The sequence below is a fragment of the Streptomyces sp. TSRI0281 genome (assembly GCF_001905125.1).
In the GTDB taxonomy this organism is placed as follows: domain Bacteria; phylum Actinomycetota; class Actinomycetes; order Streptomycetales; family Streptomycetaceae; genus Streptomyces.
The window spans coordinates 130,165-148,678 of record NZ_LWLE01000036.1 but is presented as its reverse complement, the minus strand read 5'-3'; the positions used below and the strand labels follow the sequence as shown (position 1 = coordinate 148,678).

The 18,514-nt window shown below is 70.2% G+C and carries 15 protein-coding genes and 2 tRNA genes; 7 read left to right on the top strand and 10 right to left on the bottom strand.

What is annotated here, in order from left to right:
* Positions 1-142: 142 nt before the first annotated feature.
* The 5 genes from A6A29_RS37510 to A6A29_RS37490 all read right to left on the bottom strand — a co-directional run bounded on the left by A6A29_RS37510 (position 143) and on the right by A6A29_RS37490 (position 5,015).
* Positions 143-2,152, bottom strand: coding sequence for a copper resistance CopC/CopD family protein (locus A6A29_RS37510; RefSeq protein WP_073727602.1), 2,010 nt, complete (start codon positions 2,150-2,152; stop codon positions 143-145).
* Positions 2,153-2,165: 13 nt separating this feature from the next.
* On the bottom strand, positions 2,166-2,612 hold the full coding sequence (locus A6A29_RS37505) for a copper chaperone PCu(A)C (RefSeq protein ID WP_073727600.1): 447 nt from the start codon (positions 2,610-2,612) through the stop codon (positions 2,166-2,168).
* On the bottom strand, positions 2,609-3,265 hold the full coding sequence (locus A6A29_RS37500; RefSeq protein WP_073727598.1) for an SCO family protein: 657 nt from the start codon (positions 3,263-3,265) through the stop codon (positions 2,609-2,611). Before A6A29_RS37500 ends, A6A29_RS37505 begins: the two co-directional genes overlap by 4 nt.
* Before the next feature lie 41 nt (positions 3,266-3,306).
* Positions 3,307-4,044, bottom strand: a complete 738-nt coding sequence (locus A6A29_RS37495; protein WP_073727596.1) for a YcnI family copper-binding membrane protein — start codon at positions 4,042-4,044, stop codon at positions 3,307-3,309.
* Positions 4,045-4,160: 116 nt separating this feature from the next.
* Positions 4,161-5,015: a hypothetical protein gene (locus A6A29_RS37490; protein WP_073727594.1), complete on the bottom strand. Its 855-nt coding sequence runs from the start codon at positions 5,013-5,015 to the stop codon at positions 4,161-4,163.
* Between the two features lie 306 nt (positions 5,016-5,321).
* Here A6A29_RS37490 and A6A29_RS37485 point away from each other — a divergent pair, with 306 nt between their 5' ends.
* The gene (locus A6A29_RS37485) at positions 5,322-5,792 is read left to right on the top strand and encodes an ATP-binding protein (RefSeq protein WP_073727592.1); all 471 of its coding nucleotides are present in this window, start codon (positions 5,322-5,324) and stop codon (positions 5,790-5,792) included.
* A 36-nt stretch (positions 5,793-5,828) separates the two neighbouring features.
* Here the strand turns inward: A6A29_RS37485 and A6A29_RS37480 are convergent, their stop codons facing one another.
* Entirely contained in the window at positions 5,829-7,301 is a 1,473-nt protein-coding gene (locus A6A29_RS37480) for an aminopeptidase P family protein (RefSeq protein WP_073727590.1), read from the bottom strand.
* A 156-nt stretch (positions 7,302-7,457) separates the two neighbouring features.
* Complete coding sequence (locus A6A29_RS37475) at positions 7,458-8,945, bottom strand: PP2C family protein-serine/threonine phosphatase (protein WP_198953544.1); 1,488 nt, start codon at positions 8,943-8,945, stop codon at positions 7,458-7,460.
* A 556-nt stretch (positions 8,946-9,501) separates the two neighbouring features.
* Here A6A29_RS37475 and A6A29_RS37470 point away from each other — a divergent pair.
* Positions 9,502-10,179 (top strand): bifunctional DNA primase/polymerase, encoded by a 678-nt coding sequence (locus A6A29_RS37470; protein ID WP_073728101.1) that lies wholly within the window; start codon positions 9,502-9,504, stop codon positions 10,177-10,179.
* Between the two features lie 918 nt (positions 10,180-11,097).
* Here A6A29_RS37470 and A6A29_RS37465 read toward each other — a convergent pair.
* From A6A29_RS37465 to A6A29_RS37455, 3 genes are all read right to left on the bottom strand, one after another.
* On the bottom strand, positions 11,098-12,063 hold the full coding sequence (locus A6A29_RS37465) for a DUF5926 family protein (RefSeq protein ID WP_073727586.1): 966 nt from the start codon (positions 12,061-12,063) through the stop codon (positions 11,098-11,100).
* Between the two features lie 307 nt (positions 12,064-12,370).
* Complete coding sequence (locus tag A6A29_RS37460; protein ID WP_073727584.1) at positions 12,371-12,913, bottom strand: ATP-binding protein; 543 nt, start codon at positions 12,911-12,913, stop codon at positions 12,371-12,373.
* 140 nt (positions 12,914-13,053) lie between these two features.
* Positions 13,054-13,881: a glycerophosphodiester phosphodiesterase gene (locus tag A6A29_RS37455; protein ID WP_073727582.1), complete on the bottom strand. Its 828-nt coding sequence runs from the start codon at positions 13,879-13,881 to the stop codon at positions 13,054-13,056.
* 197 nt (positions 13,882-14,078) lie between these two features.
* Here A6A29_RS37455 and A6A29_RS37450 point away from each other — a divergent pair, with 197 nt between their 5' ends.
* From A6A29_RS37450 to A6A29_RS37430, 5 genes are all read left to right on the top strand, one after another.
* Positions 14,079-15,563 carry a S1C family serine protease gene (locus A6A29_RS37450; protein ID WP_073727580.1) on the top strand — a complete coding sequence of 495 codons (1,485 nt, stop codon included), beginning with the start codon at positions 14,079-14,081 and terminating at the stop codon, positions 15,561-15,563.
* Between the two features lie 84 nt (positions 15,564-15,647).
* A tRNA-Ser gene (locus A6A29_RS37445) sits at positions 15,648-15,734 on the top strand.
* Positions 15,735-15,990: 256 nt separating this feature from the next.
* Positions 15,991-17,259 (top strand): XRE family transcriptional regulator, encoded by a 1,269-nt coding sequence (locus A6A29_RS47265; protein ID WP_241838805.1) that lies wholly within the window; start codon positions 15,991-15,993, stop codon positions 17,257-17,259.
* The gene (locus A6A29_RS37435; RefSeq protein WP_073727578.1) at positions 17,256-18,065 is read left to right on the top strand and encodes a class I SAM-dependent methyltransferase; all 810 of its coding nucleotides are present in this window, start codon (positions 17,256-17,258) and stop codon (positions 18,063-18,065) included. The genes A6A29_RS47265 and A6A29_RS37435 overlap by 4 nt, the downstream gene beginning before the upstream one ends.
* A 277-nt stretch (positions 18,066-18,342) precedes the next feature.
* Positions 18,343-18,417 (top strand) — tRNA-Trp (locus tag A6A29_RS37430).
* Positions 18,418-18,514: the final 97 nt, after the last annotated feature.

Below are 18,514 nucleotides of genomic sequence, written 5' to 3'. Positions count from 1 at the left end.
CCGGCTCCACCGCGGTCGCGCTCGGGGCCACCGACACCGGCACCGACACCGACACCGGCACCGACACCGGTGCGGGTGCGGGAATCCGCGCCCGCTCCCGTCGCGGTGCCCTTCGTACGCTTCGTGCTCTTACTCACCGTGCTCAGCCGATCTCTACGTTCTTGTCGATGGTGGCCTGGTCGATGTCCGACGTACGCACCGTCACGGCGACCTTCCAGTCACCCGCGATCGGGATCTGGACGCCGCTCGCCGTCCAGTGCCCCTCGGTGAGCCGGTCGGGGGCGACCGGCAGCGGGCCGATGTCCTTGGACTCCAGGGTGAGGGCGAGCTTCACCTCGGGGACGTCCATCGGCTTCCCGTCGCTGCCGTCGATCCAGATATGCAGCTCGTTGGCGCCGGTGCGTCCGGGACCGAGTTCGATCCGGACGGTCCCCTTGCCGTTCTGGGCGCCCGTGTCGAAGGGCATGCTCAGTTCGGCGGGGCCCTCGGACACCGGTGCGCTCGCCGCCGTGGTGCCGCGAGCGGCCTCCTCCTCGGTGCGTGCCGGCTCGGTGGACGTCAGGACCGTCGCCACCGCGAGCAGCACCACGGCGACGGCCGCCTCGGCCAGGACCGAGCGGCGCAGCCCGGAACGCTCGGGGTCGGCGTCGCGGACCCGCTTCTTCTTCGTGGCGGTCAGGACGGCCTGCTGCCGGGCGAGTTGGGCGGCGCGCTCGGGAGCGACCGCCGCCCCGGACTCCCGCGCACCCGCGACCGCCGCCCCGGTCTCCTCCGGACCCGCGACCTCCTGCACAGAAGCCGCCCCCTGCGCAGAAGTCGCCTCCCCAGAGGTCTCCGCCTGCTCGGAGGTCTCCCCCTGCTCGGAGATCTCCGTCTCGGTCTGCGCGCCGTCCGTCAGCCGGCCGGTCCACCGCCGGGAGATCCAGGCCAGCCCGATGAGTACCGCGAGCAGTCCCACCTTGATGAGCAGCAGCTGTCCGTACCGGGTGCCGGTCAGTGCCGACCAGGACCCGACCTGGCGCCAGGACTGGTAGATGCCGGTCGCCGTGAGGACCAGGACGCTGCCGAACGCGACCCGCGAGAAGCGCCGTACCGCCGCGCTCCCGATGTCCGGCGTCCGGTACAGGGCGACCAGGAGCGCGGCGAGCCCGCCGAGCCAGGTGGCGACGGCCAGCAGGTGCAGGACGTCCATCGGCATGGCGAGGCCCGCCTGGATGCCGGTCGACGCGTGCTCGGAGAGCGCCCAGGTACCGGCGATGCCCGCGGCGATGACCGCTCCGCCCGTCGCGAGCCCGAAGGTGAGGTCCTTCTTCACCTTCTCGTCCTCGCGCTTCGCGTACGCCCCGAACAGGACGGCGATGAACAGCGCGCCGGCGCCGAGCAGCAGCAGCCGGGAGACGAGCGCGGCTCCGGGCTTGGTGTCGAGGACGGTCTGCAGGCCGTCGAGGTCGAAGGCGTCACCGAGCTTGCCGCTGCCGGTGTACGGGCTCCGCAGCAGCAGCATCGCGAGGGTGGCCGCGGTGAGGGTGATCCAGCCGCGTACGACGAGACGTTGCAGCGGGCGGGCGGCCGCGCCGCGCTGCCAGCAGCCGAGGACGAACACGGAGCCGCCGACGAGCAGGACGAACCCGGCGTACGCGGCGTAGCGCGCGATGCCGTAGAGGGTGCCGACGAGACCGCCGCCCGCTCCGCCGGAGGGCAGGGCGACCGTGGTCTCGGACGGGGCGCCGATGGAGAACGTGAAGGCGCCGGAGACGGGGTGGCTGTCGGCGGAGACGGCCTGCCAGGCCACCGTGTAGGTGCCGTCGGGCAGACCGGCGTGCAGCTTGACGCCGTAGCGCACGGTGCCGCCGCTGTTCAGATCGCGCGGCGCGCCGGTATCGGCCCGCTTGCCGCTGGGATCGAGGACCCGTATCGAGTCGTCGCCCATGGCGATCGACTCGGAGAAGGTGAGGGTGACTTCCTTGGGGGCCGATGCCACCACCGCCCCGTCCCGCGGGTCGCTCCCGGTGAGAGCGGCGTGCGCGGACGCGGGGCTCGCGCCTGCCAGCACCAGGCCGAACAGCAGGCTGATCAGCGTGGCGAGGAGCGAGGCCGCGGCGAGCGGCCGTCGTATCGGGGACGGCCCGAAGCGCGGGGCGGTGGCGGTCATGGGTGTCAGTCCCTCACTGCTTCTTCGGGTTGTGGGTGGTCTCCTTCACGGGAAGGTCGACCTTTATGGGGTCGGCCTTCTCGAAGTGCAGCTCCATGGAGACCTTCTCGCCCTGTTTGGGCTTCTGCTTGAGCTTCATGAACATGATGTGGTTGCCACCGCGTTCAAGATCGAGCTCGCCGCCCGCGGGGACTTCGAAGGACGTGACCTTGCGCATCGTCTGGTTCTTCGTCTCGTGGATCGTGACGTCGTCCGAGAGCGGGCTGGTCACCGAGGTGAGCCGGTCGGCCGTGCCGCCGCTGTTCTCCACGACGAGGAACGCGGCCGCCATGTCGCTGACGGGCTGCGGCATGAACGCGCCGACGACCTTCAGCTCCGGCTTGCTGTCCGAGGAGCACCCCGCCAACGTCAGCCCGGTGGTGAGGGCCAGGACGCCGGCGAGGACCGTGCGGCGGTTCACGGAGTCTCCCCCTTGAGGATCTTGGGGAGGTCCTTGGCGTACTCCTCGGACGTGGTGTCCTCGCCGTAGAGCACGTAACCCCGGTCGGTCTTCGGGGAGAAGGCGATGACCTGGGCGCCGTGCATCGAGACGACGGTGCCGTCCTTCTCCTTCTTCGGCGCGTCGATGCCGATGCCGATCTGCCGTGCTCCCGCCTGGATGGTCGGGAAGTCGCCGGTGAGTCCGGTGAAGGACGGGTCCTGCGCCGCGAGCCACTTGCCGAGGGAGGACGGGGTGTCCCGCTCGGGGTCGGTGGTGACGAAGACGACCTGGAGCTTGTCCTGGTCGGCCTTGGGCAGCGCCCGCTTGGCGAGCGAGATGTTGCTCATGGTCAGCGGGCAGACGTCGGGGCACTTGGTGTAGCCGAAGTAGATGAGTGTCGGCTTGCCCTTGGTCGCCTCGCGGAGGTCGTACTTCTTGCCGTGGGTGTCGGTGAGTACGAGGTCGGGCTTGGTGAACGGCTGGTCGAGCACGGTCGCGGCCTGGGTCGTGGGCTGGGTGCTGACGTCGGAGACGGGCTTCTTCGCCGAGTCGTCACCACTGCCGCAGGCCGACAGGGTCAGTGCGGCCGCGGCGGCGAACGCCGCGGTCAGCACCATCTTCTTGCTGCGCATGGGGGTTTCCTGAGTGTGGTGCGGGTGGTGGAACGGGTGGGTCAGGCGTTACGGCGGCGGCCCGCGAGGACGCCGAAGGCGACGCCCGCGATGCCGATGACGATGCCGATGATGCCCAGGGTGCGGGCGGTGTTGTCGCTGGAGGACGCGGCGGTCGTCTTGTCGTCCTTGGACGACGCGGCCGTGTCGCTCGCCTTGTCCGTGCCGGCGTCCTTGCCGGCCGCGCCGCCGTGGCCGTCGGACGCCGCCGCGGTCAGCTTGAGGACCGGGGCCGGGCTCTCGGGCTCGGGCGCGCCTTCCTTGGGCTCCTCGATCCAGCGGACGACTTCCTTGTTGTCGTACGTCTGGAGGGCCTTGAAGACGAGCTGGTCGGCGTCCTCGGGAAGCTGGCCGACCGAGAGCGGGAACTGCTGGAAGTAGCCGGGCTTGATCTCGCTGCCGTCCGCGGTCCAGGTCACCTTGGAGACGGCCTCGTTGATCTTCTTACCGTGTACGTCGAGGGGCTTGGCCAGCTTGCTCTTGGTGATGTCGATCTTCCAGCCGGGCACTGCCTGCGGGGTCACGGACGACAGCGGGTGGTCGGTCGGGAAGTTCACTTCGACCTTGACCGTCGAGGCGTCGTCGCGCTCGTTGGGAACCTTGAAGTTGATGGTGGCGTAACCGCCCTTGGCGGCTTCGCCCTGCGGCTGCACGCCGACGTGTGCGGCGGCGGGACCGGCGAGCAGCAGGACGGTGGACGCGGCGACGCCGCCCGCGATGGCGATGCGTGAAACGTTCATGGCAGGGATCACTCCACAGGGCTACGAGGAAACGGTGGTCCGGCGCGCGGGTGCGCGACGGCAGCACGACACCCGTCCGCGAAGAAGCGGTGGAACGGCGAAGCGGAGGTGTCGTGTCAGGCTGCGAGTGCGTACGTGGCGGGAGGCCCGCGCCTGGTCACCATGTGCTGAAGAGGGTCCCCGGTGGCGGGCGCCGGAACATCTTCGGCCGTGCGGAGTGTGAGCGGCCCGGACGTGAGCTGTCCGGGCAGGCCCGCACGCAGGGCGCGTACGAGAGCCAGTGCGGCCCGCAGGGCACGCAGCCGGGCCGCGGCAGTCAGTTCCTGGGCGCCGTGCGCCGAGAGCGTGGCCAGCCGGAAGAGGGCGATCTCGCCGCGCCGCAGCAGCCAGCCGGTGGCGAGCGCGGCCAGCAGGTGCCCCAGGAACATGGGCAGGTTCGGCAGCAGGTCCAGCACCGACCCGTACGCCCCGGCCGTACCCGTGGCGCCGGGTGCCGCCCCGGCGGTGACCGCCCCGGAGGTGACCGCTCCGGCCGACGCGAGGTGGTCGTGCCCCTGCGAGACGGCCTCCGGGTCGATCCCCGCGGTGGTGACGATGCGGTGGGCCTCGGCGGCGTTCAGCTGGGAGGGGCCCATGCCGCACACGAGCCCGGCGGCGAACCGGATGAGGGAGTGGTCGCCGGTCGCGTTCGCGGCGCCCGTGCCATGGCTCCCGGCCCCGAAGAGCGCGTGCAGGGCGAGCTGGCCGCCTGCCAGGGCGCCGGCGATCGAGGGCAGTGACCGTTCGCGCCCGGCGAGCGACGCGGCGATCACGAAGATCGCGGCGAAACCGGCGAGCAGCGTCCAGAGGGGCACCGCGGAACCGGCGGCGAACGCGTGCCCCGCCGCGGACAGCACGACACAGACCGCGGCGAACACCGCGGCCCTCATGAGCCGCAGACCGGCTCCGGCACGTGCGTCAGGCGTGGACATGGCCGGGACATCATCGCACTGTGCCCCCGGCGTCCGTACGGCAGGTCCGGAAGATCTACTTCCGTCCCCAAGAGTGCTTGTTGCACCTGTTCGCGGGGGCCACGCGGCCGGTCGGCCGACGCCGCCGCGGCCGTTCCCCGCCGCACCGCGCCCCCGTCGCACGCACCATCGCGCGGCCGTACATACACCGCTGTGCGGAATATTCGCATCCGCCGAATGAGGGCTCTCACAGCCGTTGTGTGCTTACGAAGCGCCCTGTGCGGCAATACGTATCGGTATGTCGAGCCGCAGCCAGGAGGCTGGAGCATGAGCATGTGGTGGTCACTCCATTTGCGGCGCGAAGCTGCGAGCGTCCCGCTCGCCCGTCGTTTTCTGCTCGGCACCATGGAAACGGCCGGGGTTGATCCGGACATCTCCTACGACCTGTCGGTCGCGCTCAGCGAAGCCTGTGCGAACGCCGTGGAACACGGCGGCGGCCGGGAGGACTCCGGGTACGAGCAGCCCCGTACGGACTCCGGGCAGTACCGGGTCACGGCGTATCTGGACGGCGAGAAATGCCGTATCGAAGTCGCCGACTCGGGGCCGGGCTTTCCCGCCCGGCGCGTGCTTCGCCCTGCCGCACAACCCCTGCCCACCGCCGAGAGCGGCCGGGGCCTGGGGCTCATCGAACAGCTCGCCGACCATGTCCACTTCGGCAACCGTCCGGGCCGGGGCGCGGTCGTGAGCTTCGACAAGGTCCTCAAATGGCGGGAGGGCGCGCTGCTCATGGTGTCCTGAGCGGCGCGCCCTCCGTCTACCGGTCCGGCGGGTGGGTCAGCTCTTCAGCTGAGCCATCCACGCCTCGATCTCGTCGGCCCGGCGCGGCAGCTTGTCGGACAGGTTCCGGTTGCCGTCCTCCGTGACGAGGATGTCGTCCTCGATCCGGACGCCGATGCCGCGGTATTCCTCGGGCACCGTCAGGTCGTCGGCCTGGAAGTACAGTCCGGGCTCCACGGTCAGGCAGACGCCCGGCTCCAGGGTGCCGTTGACGTACGAATCGGTGCGCGCGGCGGCGCAGTCGTGGACGTCCATACCGAGCATGTGGCCGGTGCCGTGCAGGGTCCAGCGGCGCTGGAGGCCCAGCTCCAGGACCTTGTCCACGGACAGATCGCCGAGCAGACCCCACTCGACGAGCTTCTCGGCGAGCACGCGCTGCGAGGCGTCGTGGAAGTCGCGGAAGTCGGCACCGGGCTTGACGGCCGCGATGCCCGCTTCCTGCGCCTCGTACACGGCGTCGTAGATCTTGCGCTGGAGCGGCGTGAAGGTGCCGTTGATCGGCAGCGTCCGCGTCACATCGGCGGTGTAGAGGTCATTGGTCTCCACCCCGGCGTCCAGGAGCAGCAGCTCGCCCGCGCGGACGGCGCCGTCGTTGCGGACCCAGTGCAGCGTGGTGGCGTTCGGGCCCGCCGCGCAGATCGAGCCGTAGCCGATGTCGTTGCCCTCGATGCGGGCGCGCAGGAAGAAGGTGCCCTCGATGTAGCGCTCGCTGGTCGCCTCGGCCTTGTCGAGGATCCTGACGACGTCCTCGAAGCCGCGCGCCGTGGCGTCGCAGGCCTTCTGGAGTTCGGAGACCTCGAAGGCGTCCTTCACCAGACGGGCCTCGGAGAGGTAGACGCGCAGCTCCTCGTCGCGCTCCGCGGTGACCTTGTCGGTCAGGGCGGCCTCGATGCCCGCGTCGTGGCCCCGGACGTTGCGGACCGGGCCGGTGGCCCCGGTCAGTGCGGCCGCCACCTCGCGGACGTCCTTCGCCGGGATGCCCAGCAGCTGCTCGGCCTCGGTCAGGGAGTGGCGGCGGCCCACCCACAGCTCGCCCTGGCCGTCGAGCCAGAACTCGCCGTTCTCGCGATGGGAGCGCGGCAGGAGGTAGACCGTCGCGTCGTGACCCGTCGCGCCCGTCGGTTCCAGGACGAGCACGCCGTCGTGCGTCTGGTCGCCGGTGAGGTACGCGTACTCGGTGGAGGCACGGAAGGCGTACTCGGTGTCGTTGGAGCGGGTCCTGATGTTGCCCGCGGGAATGACCAGGCGCTCGCCGGGGAAGCGCGCGGAGAGTGCGGCGCGGCGGGCGGCGGTGTGCTCCGCCTGGGCGATCGGTTCGAGGCCGTGCAGCTCGGTGTCGGCCCAGCCCGACTTCATGCTCTCGGCAAGCTCGTCGGAGACGCCCGGGTACAGGCCGTTCTTCCGCTGCTTGATCGGCTCTGCTTCTTCGGTCTCCGGCTCCGGGTTCTCCGGGGTGAGCTCCTCAGACACGATTTGTCTCTCCTTGATACGACACTGGACCGCCTCCATCGTACGGGTGTACGGAAGGGGGCCCAGGGCAGAAGGACCTGTTACACCTCCGACGCCCGCGGAGGGGCGGCGATGGGGTGAGCGGCGGGGACTCCGGGCTGTCGGCGGCCGTCGCCGTCACTCGAAGTACGTGGCCAGCACGACCACGTCCTCGGTGCTGTCGCTCCGGTCGGGACCGTCGGGCAGCATCGTCCCCAGGACGTGGTCGGCGACGGCGGCGGGGTCGTGGCGGGCGGCCCTGGGCACCCCGGCGGCAGCGGAGTGCAGCCGGGCGAAGGCCCGGTCCATCGAGTCGCCGGTGCGGCGCAACAGCCCGTCCGTGTAGAACAGCACCGTCTCGCCGGGTTCGGGGGTGAACTCCACGCTCGGCGCCTCCCAGCAGGCGAGCATGCCCAGCGGAGCGGACAGGGTCGTCTCCACGAACTCGGTGCGCCGCTCGCCGGTGACCAGGGGCGGTGAGTGTCCGGCCCCGGACAGCACGATCCTGCGGGCCGCGGGTTCGCAGTACGCGAAGAGCGCGGTCGCGGTTCTGGCCGGTTCGGTCAGCCGGATCAGCAGTTCGAGATCGGAGAGTACGGCGACGGGGTCCTCGCCCTCCATCACGGCGTACGCCCGCAGACCGGCCCGGAGCCGGCCCATGGCGGCCAGGGCGCCCGGTCCCGACCCGCCTGCGGAGCCGACGGCGAGGCCGAGCGCGTTGTCCGGCAGCGGCAGGGCGTCGTACCAGTCGCCGCCGCCCCCGGCCGCGGCCAGGCGGCGTGCGGCCAGCCGGACGCCGGGGACGTGGGGCAGCCGGGTGGGCAGCAGCTCCTCGGCGAGGATCGCGGCCTCGGTCCTGGCCCGCTCCAGTTCGAGCAGCCGGGCCAGGTGCTCGGAGGCGTAACGGCTGTACAGGCCGACGAGGTGCCGCTGACGCTCCAGGGGTTCGGCGGGTTCGTCGTACAGCCAGACGGCCGCGCCGAGACGGCCGGCCGTCCCGGCGGCGAGCGGCAGCGCGTAGCTGGCGGCGTAGCCGAGCCGGGCGGCCACCTCGCGGTGGCGGGGGTCGAGGCCCTTGTCGCCGAGCAGATCGCGGTGGGTGAGCGGACCTTCGGCGTCCGGGAGCCCGTCGAGGATCCGGCCGTAGGAGGTGACGCTGCGCGGCACGGTCTCGATGCTGCCGAGTTCGGCGTGGACGAGCCCGAGGCCGATGGTGGTGGACGGTCCGCCACCGTCCGCGGGCTCCAGTACGAGAAGTCCACGACGGGCGCCGACCAGGGCGGCTCCGGCCCGCAGCAGCTCGTGCAGGGCGTCGTCGAGGGTGTGGGTTCCGGCCAGGCGCTCGGTGAGCTCGTGGAGCGTGGTGAGATCCGAGACCCAGCTCGCCAGACGGTCTTGGATGAAGGCTCCGGGGGCGGCCGGCACTTCCGTCAGAGGTGCGGCAGTGTGCGTTGAAACCGGAACTGTGGGATCGATTCCAGCCACTTTCGGCAGGTGTAGGGAGCTCATGGCAGCCAGCTTTCCGACTGGTGCGATTCGTCGAATAGCATCGCAAACCCCCAAGTCATTCTGCGCCGCTATCAAGGCATCCACATGTACACGCACAAGTAAGCTGATGTCCAGCATTGTCCCCACGGGAATCGTGGTGTCCAAGTGATTCTTAACTTGGCCAAAAAATGCACCCTATGGCAGCTATTTGCGGTCGACTGGTCGTGCTCGACAGGGGGTGCCCTCGGGACGAAGTCCCAGGGGGAGCGTCATTCCGGGCATGCTGGGTACGTAATCGATGATGAGCAGGGGCAGTTGTGATCAGCCCCGGAACCTGGCAGCGGGCCCGGACGTCCTTATCCGTGACGGTTACACCTCCGCCCCCGAGTGGCGGGGTTTGCACCAGGGACGGCTCGCGCGAGGCGCGTGCCACCCTCGCCATGATGTGGCCGGCCTCGATCCGGCTCGGCCGGTTCGACTCCGCCAGGCCAGTTCGACTCCGCTCAGTTCGACCCTGCTCGGTTCCACTCAAATCGGCTCCACTCTGCTCGGCTCGGCTCACGCTCGGTACCGACGGCTTGCCCGTACCGCAGAACTGTTGAGCATGTACGCACAGCGAAGAGACGCACACGTGCGGTAACGCCCGCGTGGTGCGATGTGGACCTCGGCGTTCAACGGAAAGGAACGAGCGCTCATGCGCGAGATCCTCGGAAGGCGACGCAGGCTCCGGCTCCGGCGCAAGGGAGGCCCTGCCCAGCTCGACGCGGCGCTGACCTGTGCCACGGCATGGCAGTGGCCCGTGCTCCCCGGAGTCGGCTCTGCGGCGGCCGGTCCGCGCGGCGATCGCGGCTGCGCCTGCCCCGACCCCGAGTGCGCCGTACCCGGCGCACACCCCTTCGATCCCGGACTCCTGGCGGCCACCACCGACGAGCGCATGGTGCGCTGGTGGTGGGCCAACCGCCCCACCGCTCCTGTCCTGCTCGCCACCGGAGGCCGCGCACCCTGCGCGGTGAGCCTGCCCGCCGTGGCCGGCGCGAGCGCGCTGACCGCCCTCGACCGCCTGGGCCTGCGCCTGGGGCCCGTGGTGGCGACGCCGACGCGGTGGTCGCTGCTGGTGGCCCCGTACACCCTGGAACGGCTCGGAGAGCTGCTGCACGCCAAGGACTGGGTGCCCAGTTCGCTGCGGTTCCACGGCGAGGGCGGCTATCTCCTCCTGCCGCCGTCCGAGGCCGGTACGGGACAGGCGCACTGGGAACGGGTTCCGGGCCCCGGGTCCGCGGCACCCTGGCTGCCGGATGTGGAGGCGGTCCTGGACGCGCTGGTCGAGGCGAGCACCGGCGCACCCGACGGCGGCAGCAGACTCGCGTACTGACGCGGATTCGGGCGGCCCACTCGTACGGGTGTGCGCCGCCCGGGATCTGCGGTGCATGGGTGCCCGGCGTCCCGGCGTGGAGAATTCCGCCGATATCTTCGGCTCACCGTCAGGAATTCCCGGGCAGTCGCCAGATGGAGCCGGCGGGAATCCGCATGATCGGGCCCACGGCTCCGGTGGTCGTCGCCGGACTGCTTCCCCCGGGCGGTTCCACGGACGCTTCCACAGGGAAGCCGGGCGGTCCGGAACCGGTATCGGAAGATACGGAATCCCCTGCCCCAGTGGCAAAATCTGCTGGCGGCAGGCTTTCTGACGACCCTTCCGGTGACCTTTCCGACGTACCCTCCGATGCCTCTTCTTCGGCAGTGCCGAATAGGAGTTCCGGCCCCCGACCATTGTCCGAATTCGAACGCTCCATCACCACGGACAGCACCGGCGCGAGGGGCGCGTCACCGCGACGCGGATGCCCCCGGCCCGGACATGTGACGTGGGCGCGGGCGCGGGACGTGGACGCATTGCCGCGACGCGACGGGTGTGACGGGCGGGACGCGACGGGTGTGGTCCGGGGGCGGGGCTCCGCCGCTGCTGCGCTTCGGGTCGAATCTGCTGTCCCACGCATCGGATTGATGGGGGAGAGGCGGCGTTCCCGCGACCTGGGGACGGGGCCGAACGGCCGGTCCCGGCTCTGCGACGGGCGCCGCGTACGAGGGTGCCGTACGTGCGACGTATCCGGAACGCACCCGGAAATGAGGACGCCCGATCGCTGGCGACGGGGGATGCACCAGCGACCGGGCTTTTAGAACGGTAACAAGAGATCTGCCGTTCGCAAATTCGATCTCGCCTATTCGGACAGGGATTTACCTGTGAGTACGGGGAGTTGTGACGCGAGTCACCAGATGCCCACAGGTGTCGTCACTGTCAGCTGAGCGTCACTTGGCGGTTGGTGAGCCCGCCCCGCGCCCGGCGCTCCTCGGCGGTGAGGGGGGCGTCCGACGCGAGTGCCACCGCCAGCCGTTCGGCGAACTCCACCGCGGGCTTCTCGCACGCCTCGGCGCCCATCGAGCTCGGCAGGTCCCAGACCGGGACCATCAGCCCGTGCGCCCGGAACGACCCGACCAGCCTGGTTCCTTCGCCGAGCGAGGAGGTGCCCGCGGCGTGCAGCCGGGCGAGGGCGTCGAGAAGCTGCTCCTCGGGGTGCGGCATGACCCAGCGCAGGTGGTTCTTCTCCGGGGTCTCGCACCAGTACGCGGCATCGACGCCGGAGAGCAGGGTGGTGGGGATCGCGGCGGCGTTGGCGCGCTCCAGGGAGGCGGACACCTCGGGGGTGGCGTTCTCCGCGTCGGGTACCCAGAACTCGAATCCGGAGTGGACGACCGGTTCGAACGCGGCGTCCGGGTCGAGCAGATCCTGGAGCCGCGGCCCGTCGGCCGGCACCCGGCGGGCGGCGACCGGCGAACCCGGCTCGGTCTCCAGCGCCCGCTGCAGGGTGTCCGCGAGGTCCCGGCTGAGGTCCCCGGAGGAGGTGTCGTTCTGCAGGGCGAGCAGAACGGTGCCGTCGTCGCGGCGCAGGGCGGGCCAGGCCATCGGCAGGACGGTCGCGAGCGTCACGGACGGCACACCTTCGGGCAGCCCGCCCTTCAGCGTCAGTTCGGCGGTGGCGGCGGGCACCAGCTCGCGCAGGGACACCCAGTCGCACTCACCGGCCAGGCCCTCGAAGGGGCGGTGGACGAGCTCGGTCACGGCGTGGGCGGCGGCGCGTCCGTGACACGCCTTGTAACGGCGGCCCGAACCGCACGGGCAGGGCTCACGGGCCCCGACCACCGGGATCTCACCGTCCTTGAGCTGCTGCTTCCCGGCCTTGGTCTGAGGGCGCTTCTTGGCCATGCTGGGCATTCTCCCGATTGCGACAGTGCGGTCTCGGCGCGAGCCTAGCCGCACGCGCCGACCCCCAGGGGCACACCCGCCTGGACGACTGCCGCGAGGGGGCGGGAAGCACTGCCGGAAAGTCTGCCGCGACCGCGCCGGAACGAGCGGCGCGACGACCGCGGGCAACCACCGTGGGGCAACGACCGCGGGGCAACGACCGCGGGGCAACAACCGCAGGGGCAACCACCGCGGAGCAACAACCGTGGGGCAACAACCGCGGGGCAACCACCACGGAGCGACGACCGAGGGGATTGCCCGGCCGGGTTCAGCTCGCGTCGTCGAAGGCGTCCGCGAAGTCCAGGCCGTCGAATCCGGCCAGTCCTCCGAGCCCGCTGAGCCGGTGCTGCTTGGCGGAAACCTTGGAGGAGACCTTGGAGGCGACCAGCGCCCAGACGGTGACCTCGCCCGAGGAGTCGTCCCGTACGCCCCATTCCTGGGCAAGGGCGCTGATGATGTTGAGCCCCCGGCCGCCCCGTGCCGTCACCGAAGGGGTGGCCGGAATCGGACGGGTCGGTCCGCCCCCGTCCGTGACCTCGACGGTCAGCCCGCCCTTTCTGTCCACACGCCACGCGGCACGGATGTCGCCGTCACCGACGTCCGCCTGCCGCCCCAGCGGTCTGCCGTGCCGATACGCATTGCTGAGAAGTTCGGAAAGGATCAGAACCGCGTCGTCGAGGACCGAATCGGAGACCCCGTTGCCGCGCAACTGCTCGCGCATCCGATGTCTTGCCTGTCCCACGCCGGCAGGGCCATGGGGAACGGCCATGCTCGACGACGTGGGCACTTCTTGTGCCACCACAAACGCCACCCCCGAGACCTCCTTTGCCCCACGCCACGGATTGGATGCCCCGAGTGACCGGACCGGAAACCGGCCACAGCATTACCGGTGACGCACTCGTGACGATCGGGCACGCAACGAGTGCGCCGGTGCACGCCCTGTAACTGATCTTAAAGACGGCCCAGTTGAGACAGGACCTGTTTCGGGCGATTTGTAATGATTGCCTCCACGCCGAGGCGCGCGCAGAGCTCGACATCCGCCGGTTCGTTCACGGTCCAGACGTGAACCCGGTGTCCCGCGCGGTGGAGCCGTTCGATGTAGCCGGGGTGGCTGCGTACGATCCGCATCCCGGGTCCGGCGATCCGCGCCCCGGCGGGCAGCCGTCCGTCGCGCAGCCGCGGGGAGACGAACTGCATCAGATAGACGGTGGGCAGGGTGGGCGAGGCGGCCTGCACACGGTGCAGCGAGCGCGCGGAGAAGCTCATGATGCGTACCGGCGAGGGGCCCTCGGCCGCAGGTGCGTCCAGGCCGAAGCGCTTGAGCAGTTGGAGGAGCCGCTCCTCGACCTGCCCGGCCCAGCGGGTGGGGTGCTTGGTCTCGATGGCCAGCTGCAGCGGCCGTCCGGCCGCCCGGGTCTCGGTGACCAGCTCCAGAAGGCGTTCGAGGGTGAGTACGGAGGTGAGCTCGCCCGGCACCGGATCCCAGTCCGGTGACTCCTCGCGGTCCTTCCAGGAACCGAAGTCGAGAGCGGCGAGGTCGGCGAGCTCCAGGGCGGAGACGGCGCCGCGGCCGTTGGACGTGCGGTTCACCCGGCGGTCGTGCACGCAGACGAGCTCTCCGTCCGCGGTGAGCCGGACATCGCACTCCAGGGCGTCGGCGCCGTCCTCGATCGCTTTCCGGTACGCGGCCAGGGTGTGCTCGGGGGCATCGTCGGAGGCCCCGCGGTGGGCGATGACCTGGATGGGCGTGTGCGGGGTGTGCTGCCGTGCGTGGGTCACCGAGTCATGGTGTCACCGTGACACGGCGGGTGCGCGCACGTTGTCATGGAGGACGGTTTTGTCTGATGTAAAGATTGGTGTGCGGATGCACAGGTCCTGCTTACAGTGGCCTGACGTGCTGTGGGAAAAGCTGACCGTAGACACGTGCACAGCGGATCTCTTGCCGAATGCCGAGTGGAACCGAGGAGTAAAGAGCTGTGAGCACCGAGAACGAGGGCAACGAGGGCGCCGCGGTTCCGGCCGTACCGTCCGTTCCGTCCGCACCTCCAGTGCCGGCCGCCGCTCCTGAGAACACCCCTGACGGAGCCACGCCCCCGACAGCGGCCACCTCCGTTCCGGATTCCGGCGCGGACGCCACCACGTACCAGGAGCAGTCGCAGCCCCAGTCGCAGCCGACGCCACCCCCGTCGCCCGGCCACCAGCCGTACCCCGCCCCGCAGCCTCCCGCCGCGAGTGCCTGGCCGCCTCCCCCGCCCGCCGTCCCGTCGTACGCCGGCGGCGGCGGCGGTGGTCCGGTGTGGGGTGCCCCGGTCCCTCCGGCGCCGGACGCGCCGCGCAAGCCCCGTGCGAACGGTCTGATCGCGGCCGTGGCCGTGGCGGCGCTCGTCGCGGGCGGCATCGGCGGTGCCCTCGGCTTCTGGGCGGCCGACCGCAACGGCGACGGCTCCTCCAACGGGTCGACGACGGTCGCGGCCTCCGACACCCCGAAGGACCTCAGGCGCGCGGACGGCACCGTGGCCGGAGTCGCGGCGAAGGCACTGCCCAGCGTGGTCACCATCGACGCCCAGGGCGGCGACGGTGAGGGCGGTACGGGCACCGGCTTCGTCTACGACAAGGAGGGCCACATCCTCACCAACAACCACGTGGTCGCCTCCGCGGCGGACAGTGGCCAACTGACGGCGACGTTCTCCAACGGCAAGAAGTACGACGCCGAGGTGGTCGGCCGGGCGCAGGGCTACGACGTCGCCGTGCTGAAGCTGAAGAAGCCGCCGTCGGGCCTCGCGCCGCTGGCCCTCGGCAACTCGGAGAGTGTCGCGGTGGGCGATTCGACCATCGCGATCGGTGCGCCGTTCGGCCTGTCCAACACGGTGACCACGGGCATCATCAGCGCGAAGAACCGCCCGGTGGCCTCCGGCGACGGCTCCAGCAACAAGAACTCCTACATGAGCGCCCTGCAGACCGACGCCTCGATCAACCCGGGCAACTCCGGCGGCCCGTTGCTCGACGCGGGCGGTGCGGTCATCGGGATCAACTCGGCGATCCAGTCGACCAGCGGCGGCAGCGCCGGACAGTCCCAGGCGGGCTCCATCGGCCTCGGCTTCGCCATCCCGATCAACCAGGCGAAGAACGTCGCCGAGCAGCTGATCAGGACCGGTCAGCCGGTCTACCCGGTGATCGGCGCGACGGTCACGATGGAGGAGAAGACCGGCGGCGCGGCGATCTCGGCCGAGGGCGCGGGCGGCACCGCCGCGGTCACCCCGGACGGCCCCGCGGCGAAGGCCGGTCTCAAGGCGGGCGATGTGATCACGAAGTTCAACGACACCGTGGTCGACAGCGGCCCGACGCTGATCGGCGAGATCTGGACCCGTAAGCCGGGCGACAAGATCACGCTCACCTACAAGCGCGACGGCAGGACCGCGACGGCCGAAGTCACCCTGGGCGAGCGCAAGGGCGACAGCTGACCGGCTAGGCTGTCCCACGCGTCGAACCGGCCGTGGGGCCGGGCGAACCGTCGGGTCTCGGGGCTCGACGGGGCGATGACGCGGGGTGGGTTGCCCGAGCGGCCTAAGGGAACGGTCTTGAAAACCGTCGTCGCAGCGATGTGACCGTGGGTTCAAATCCCACACCCACCGCAGCAGGTCAGAGAACGTGCTGATCAGAAGGGGTGTCCCGACAAGGGGCACCCCTTCGTCATGGGGTGGTGTCTCACCCTGATCCGCCCGTGGGCCGCTTTGGATCATGATGTGTGGACCAGGCATGGACCACAGCCGCTCCCCCTCGCTCTGTGGGGTCAGTTGTGACGGGCTGTCTGCTTTCGCAGCTGCTGTCAGTCCTCGTTTCTACGATGAAGGTCAGCTGGTCAAGGCACGAGCAGGCATTCATCCCTCGATGATCGCGCGCCGCTTCGATCTGACCCCGAGCCGGGTGGGGGAGGTGATCGCCGGGCGGAGGCAGTTGCTGCACATGGACGTGATCGAACGGATCTCGGACGGGCTACGGATCCCTGGGCACATGCTCGGACTTGCCCGACGCTCCTGGGAGACGCCGCCCAGCCTGACGGTCAAGCCTCGCGAACCGGCCGAGGTGCCGACCTCAGCCGTCGAGCCGTTGGTTGCCGGACTACCAGGGGCGGACGAAGATGCCCGATCCCCAGCCGCCGATACGGAGCTCTCTGCCAGGCTCGCTCGTCACGCGGCGGAGACCAACGTCAACACGCTCGTACTGGAGCAGTTCGATGCTGATGTCGAACGACTTGCCCGGGACTTCGTCAGCCGGCCCCTGCCTCTTCTGATCCCGGAGATTCGCACAGCTCAGGGTGGAGTGTTCCAGTTGCTGGAGGGCCGACAGCACCCCAGTCAGACCCGTCACCTGTACGTGGTCGCGGGGTGGCTATCCGGTCTTGCGGCCCATGTGTCGCTTGACCTGGGGGACCGCTCCGCCGCAGCTACGCATGTCCGCACTGTGGTGCAGTGCGCGGAGATCTCGGAGCACTCACCGTTACGCGCATGGGCACGGTCGTTCCAGTCATTGGCCGCTTACTGGGCAGGGGACTACCGGCGGGCAGGAGACCTTGCGCAGGCTGGGCAGAGCGAGGGTCGAGGCCCCGGTACGGGAACGATCAAGGCTCGGCTGCTGAGCTTGGAGGCACGGGCCCGCGCAGCCGAGGGGGACAACCACAGCGCGCTGAGGATACTTGCACTGGCCCATGAGGCACGGGGTGCTGCGGGACCCGACGAGTTGCCTGGGGTCTTCTCGTTCCCCGAGGCCAAGCAGTGGGCCTACGCCGGGACCACCCTGTTGGCCGTCGGGGGCAACGAGCAGATCCGGCACGCCATAAGCGCGTCCAATCGTGCCGTGGAGCTGTACCAGGCCGGGCCGGAAGGCGACCGCTCCCCCGGCGATCTACAGGCCGCCCATTTGGACCTGGCCACGGCCTACCTTGCCAGCGGTGACGTCGAGGGAGCTGGTGCGAAGCTCTCGGAGGTGTTCGGCGCCGAGGGATACACGGCGAGCATCACTATCAGGCTTCGCAATCTGGCCGCGCTGCTCGGAGGCGAGCCGTACCGTGGCGCACAGTCGGCAGTCGATCTCCGCGCGCACATCCACGAGGTGGCCGTCCGGCCTGCTCTCGCCAGCAACCCCACGGAGCCCCGATGACCGCCCAGCCCACGCATGATCATTTGGTCACCGACCGCAGCCTTCTTTCCACCAAGGCGTACGGCACGGGTCAGCACCTGGCCGCGCGCCAGTCCCTCTATGAGTGGCAGACCCCGAGCCACGACCTTCCGGGCATCGTCGCGAACGAACTGACCGGCATACGCGGCGTGGTCGCGGACGTGGGTTGCGGTAACGGGAAGTTCGTCGCCCGGCTACGAGAGGACCGTCCCGACCTGAACGTGCTGCCCATGGACGTCTCTCGCGGAATCCTCGGCGCCATCCCCGGAGCGGTCGTCGCGGACGTCCAGCAGTTGCCCATTGCGGATGGAGCCCTCGGTGCGGTTCTTGCGCTGCACATGCTGTACCACGTCGAGGACCAGGCTCAGGCCGTAAGGGAGTTGGGCCGCGTACTGGCACCCGGCGGCATCGCGATCGTCTCCACGAACAGTCAGACCGACAAGCGGGAACTGGAGCACCTCTGGCGCCAGGCCGCGGGCGATGTGCTGGGTATCCAGGAGGGCCCCGCCCGAGTGCAGTTGTCCGCCCGCTTCACCCTGGAGGACGCGCCAGCGATCCTCGGTACGGTCTTCGGCGAGATCCGCACGATCCCCCTTCCCGGGGTGATCGAGGTGACCGACGCCGAACCGGTCGTCGCGCACTTGGCCTCGTACGAAGCCTGGGCCGACAAGATGGGCGTTCCGTTCCGGGAGACGATCGAGCGTGCGCGGGAGCGGGTCAACGAGACCATTCAGGCAGAGGGCGCTTTCCGTGTCACTTGCCTTGGCGGCATGCTCGTCTGCCGATGAGTCCTGCTGCCCCGTACCCCTTCGCGTCGCTGCCCTCAAGCCACAACCGGGACGCTCCCCGCAGCACTCTCTTGAAAACCGTCGTCGCAGCGATGTGACCGTGGGTTCAAATCCCACACCCACCGCCATGAGTACGGCCCCTGACCGGGTGAAACGGTCGGGGGCCGTTTCGGTGCGCGGTGGCGCGGTGGGGTTCGTCCGGCACGATCGGCCGACTCGTTCCTGGGGCCTTGGTGCGGGGGTCGGCCCCCTCGACTGGCAGGATGGCCGGCGGGGCGGAGCCGTAGCGCAGAGGTCGTCGCGCGCGGTCTCCAAAACCGTGAGGACGCCGGTTCGAATCCGGCCGGTTCCGTCTCTCCCGCCGTGCCTGGGGCGCCTGTTGTGTCATCGGGCCGTGGTGTCGGCGCGCCCACGGATCGGCCGAACCCCTGAGGGGCGGGGGTAGGGGT

Coding starts and splice junctions, on each gene's coding strand:
- A6A29_RS37510 (WP_073727602.1), bottom strand. CDS start 2,152: ATGACCGCCACCGCCCCGCGCTTCGGGCCGTCCCCGATACGACGGCCG.
- A6A29_RS37500 (WP_073727598.1), bottom strand. CDS start 3,265: ATGCGCAGCAAGAAGATGGTGCTGACCGCGGCGTTCGCCGCCGCGGCC.
- A6A29_RS37495 (WP_073727596.1), bottom strand. CDS start 4,044: ATGAACGTTTCACGCATCGCCATCGCGGGCGGCGTCGCCGCGTCCACC.
- A6A29_RS37490 (WP_073727594.1), bottom strand. CDS start 5,015: ATGTCCACGCCTGACGCACGTGCCGGAGCCGGTCTGCGGCTCATGAGG.
- A6A29_RS37485 (WP_073727592.1), top strand. CDS start 5,322: ATGAGCATGTGGTGGTCACTCCATTTGCGGCGCGAAGCTGCGAGCGTC.
- A6A29_RS37475 (WP_198953544.1), bottom strand. CDS start 8,945: ATGCTGGACATCAGCTTACTTGTGCGTGTACATGTGGATGCCTTGATA.
- A6A29_RS37470 (WP_073728101.1), top strand. CDS start 9,502: ATGCGCGAGATCCTCGGAAGGCGACGCAGGCTCCGGCTCCGGCGCAAG.
- A6A29_RS37465 (WP_073727586.1), bottom strand. CDS start 12,063: ATGGCCAAGAAGCGCCCTCAGACCAAGGCCGGGAAGCAGCAGCTCAAG.
- A6A29_RS47265 (WP_241838805.1), top strand. CDS start 15,991: ATGATCGCGCGCCGCTTCGATCTGACCCCGAGCCGGGTGGGGGAGGTG.
- A6A29_RS37435 (WP_073727578.1), top strand. CDS start 17,256: ATGACCGCCCAGCCCACGCATGATCATTTGGTCACCGACCGCAGCCTT.